The organism is Nocardia sp. NPDC058518, assembly GCF_042719655.1.
Lineage (GTDB): Bacteria > Actinomycetota > Actinomycetes > Mycobacteriales > Mycobacteriaceae > Nocardia.
The window spans coordinates 9,767-12,757 of record NZ_JBHXNJ010000030.1 but is presented as its reverse complement, the minus strand read 5'-3'; the positions used below and the strand labels follow the sequence as shown (position 1 = coordinate 12,757).

3 protein-coding genes are annotated in these 2,991 nt (G+C 62.3%); 2 read left to right on the top strand and 1 reads right to left on the bottom strand.

Annotated elements, in window-relative coordinates:
* Positions 1–601: 601 nt before the first annotated feature.
* Entirely contained in the window at positions 602–886 is a 285-nt protein-coding gene (locus ACFWPX_RS33300; RefSeq protein ID WP_378932110.1) for a hypothetical protein, read from the bottom strand.
* 36 nt (positions 887–922) lie between these two features.
* Between ACFWPX_RS33300 and ACFWPX_RS33295 the strand changes: the two genes are divergently transcribed.
* Both ACFWPX_RS33295 and ACFWPX_RS33290 read left to right on the top strand, forming a co-directional pair.
* Complete coding sequence (locus ACFWPX_RS33295) at positions 923–1,342, top strand: pentapeptide repeat-containing protein (RefSeq protein WP_378932108.1); 420 nt, start codon at positions 923–925, stop codon at positions 1,340–1,342.
* Between the two features lie 166 nt (positions 1,343–1,508).
* Positions 1,509–2,675 (top strand): hypothetical protein, encoded by a 1,167-nt coding sequence (locus tag ACFWPX_RS33290; RefSeq protein ID WP_378932105.1) that lies wholly within the window; start codon positions 1,509–1,511, stop codon positions 2,673–2,675.
* The last annotated feature ends 316 nt before the right edge of the window (positions 2,676–2,991 follow it).

Genomic DNA, 2,991 nt, shown 5'->3' with positions numbered 1-2,991 from the left:
GACCCCCGAGAACAACCCCTCTAGATGCGTCGGCCGGGACTGTGGTTTATCTCACACAGCAATTTTTCTGGGCTACTGTTTCCGCCCTGGTCCCGTGTCCCGACTCGCTTGGTGTCGGCGTTGCGGTACACAACTGCGGAGTGGTCGCCCCTTCGGGCAGCACCATCGGCAGGAATGCCAACGCGACGTTCAAACCGAAACTCACCGCCAGCAGCACGAGCTGCTCGACGAGTCGGTTCTCGCCAGGGCCATCAGGCCCGTTGTTCGGTTTCTCCTTGAGCACTTGAGATCTCGCCTCCTACTCACACGGGTGGTTTGGCGTGTGGAGGTCGGATCCTCGTACTGCTCGGACGTGCCGAACAAACACGAATCGTACTGACGGCGCCGGACAGGGTTTTCACCGACCTGCGTGACAACCTGGGTACACGGCCGCCGACGAGCAACTCCGACAGCGGCTTTGGATACTGCGGGTCTGTGAGCTGCGGGCGAGCTGTTCGCTGCGGCCTTTGCCTTCTTGTCCACCGACTTGTCGTGGGTGGTGTTGTCGTACTCGTCGGGTAGGCGCCGAACGGTTCTCGGAGTCGTTTTCCGTACACCCGGTTTAGCGATCCGTTCGACCCTTTCCGCGTCGGCGGGTGGATCCAACCCTGGGGGAGTAGCGGCGGCCGGCCTTCCGATCGGCGTCGGTGTAGATGCTTTCCTCGTCGGCGGCGATGTCGATCTGCTCGGCGATCAGTCGCAAGGCGGTGGCCACCGAGTAGGGGTTCACCGCCGGATCCATCCAGAGCACCGGCATCCCGCCGGTCACCTTCTGCGAGAAGACGAACGCGTACCCGTCCAGGGCGAGGATGGGTTCGAACGACGGGATCAGGTATGGGGTACTCACGGCGAACAGTGTCCATACCGGCTGTAGTGGCTGATCGTGTTGCCGGTCGGCTCGGCGAGTTCTCGTCGGCTGAATAGGGGTTACTACCGGAACCCCGACTTGCTATTCGTCCGCTGCCAGGCGGCGCCACCGGAGGATGCGAGATCACCGCCACTTGTCGCTGCGAGTCACAGCGCTGGCGGCGGATTCGCAGGCACGAATGTTCGTCAACCCGTTCGACATCGGGCAGTCAAGCGGGCATGCGAGGCGAACCTGAGCGGGACAGATCTCCATAGCGTGGCTCAGATCCACGCGGACCTCACCGGCGCGGACCTGACTTCCAGCAACTTGTTCTCCGAAGTCTTCACCCGTGCGACCATGATCAACGTGGATCTGAGCCACGCCAACCTGTCCCGTGCGGACCTGACCGACGCACACCTCGACCAGCATATTGACGCGAATCGACCAGCATATTGACGCGAACGATCCTGCCCCGGAGCGGTTCTCTACCAAACTTCATGCCGCGATAGCAATAGGTGCACCCGCTATCAGTGGTGACACTGTCTGGGCCCTCACCGGCAACAACATACTTGTCTCACCTGGCGCGCAATGCCGTTCATTGCAGTAGCGGAAGGGGTGGGCTTTGAGTATCGATACCGTGGCCGCCGACATGGACTACGCTGGCACGTTCTCCCTGATCGGTGCTGAGATCGACCAGGCGTGGAAACAACGCAACTACGATCCGGGCTGCTTCCCCGAGATCGCCGAAGCCGCTGCTGCACGGGTGCCAGCAGTCGAGCTCGACGAACTGCTGATCGGGCATCACCAGCTTCTCGTTCTGTCATACAAGTTCTCGGACTTCGACGTGCGGATCTTCTCCAACGACCGATTCAGGATCGAGATCCTGGTATGGCTGGGTGGGTCTACCAGCATCCACCAGCATTCCTTCAGTGGTGCTTTCTCCGTGCTGCGTGGACGCAGCGTCCACGTCGAGTACGAATTCGACCTCCGCACCGAGATACAGCAAGAGCTGTCGATCGGCGATCTGACCCCACGCGGGTCTGAGATCCTCGAAGCCGGTGACGTGCGGCGGATCCATTCCGGGTCGCGGTTCATCCACGCCAACTTCCATATCACCCACCCCACGGTCACCATGGTGATCCGGACACATCAAGATCGCGGCAGTGGCCCGCAACTGAACTACCTACCCCCGTATGTCGCGATCGATCCGACCATCGACCAGGACCGGCGGGCTCGTCAGCGCCGCTTGATCGAGGTGCTGGCACGCACCGGCTCTCCCGAGTTGGTGCGCCGCGGTGCGGAGTCGCTGTGGCCGACCCGCCCCAGCGTGGCACAAACCCTCGATTTCCTGAAGATGCCGGCAGTGGTGGGAGATCCCGAGCTGCACAGTCGATCCCTCGATCGGGCTGCGGACCTGCATCCGGAGCTCTCTGACGAGCTCGCCGCTGTGTCGCGAGAGGAACTGCGACGGTTGAAGACCCGGCTGTTGCTCCCGCGAGTGACCGGTGAGGAGCAGCAGCTCTTCGTCGCGCTGCTGCTGAACTTGACCCGCTCGCAGGACATCCTGACCCACCTGGAACGAGAGTTCATCGGAGAAGCGCCTGCCGCTGCGGCGACCCGGCTGTTAGTCGAATTGTCCTCCGCAGGCCACCTTCCGGCGATACCTGCCCGATCGCAGCAGTCTCTGCGAGAGGTCATTGCCGGTGACGTCGGCCCCGAAACCTATCCGGAACTGTCGGAAATCACCGGTAGCACCGTGCTGCGGCACTTGTTCCACGACTCAGTCTGACGGGTGCCGGCACCCGCTCTCGAAAACCTCCATTTAGGGGGGTAGTGCAGTGGGATCGGACGATCCTGTTCGGTTCCGGCGCGCTACTCAAGGAAGAAATAACCCACCAGAAAGGAAATGAAAATGTCCACATACGCGGAAAAGGTCGTTTTCGGCATGGTCGATGAGTTCCTGGCTCTCGAGGCATTCTCGGATCCCGACCCGAAGTTCGGCTTCTAGCCTCACGAGGGTGGTGTGGGCGGGGGGGCGGGGGGGGCGCGCCGACGCGGCCCCCCCGAGCGGGGAGCCTCGCCAGCTGAACCAGAGGAGGGCACGG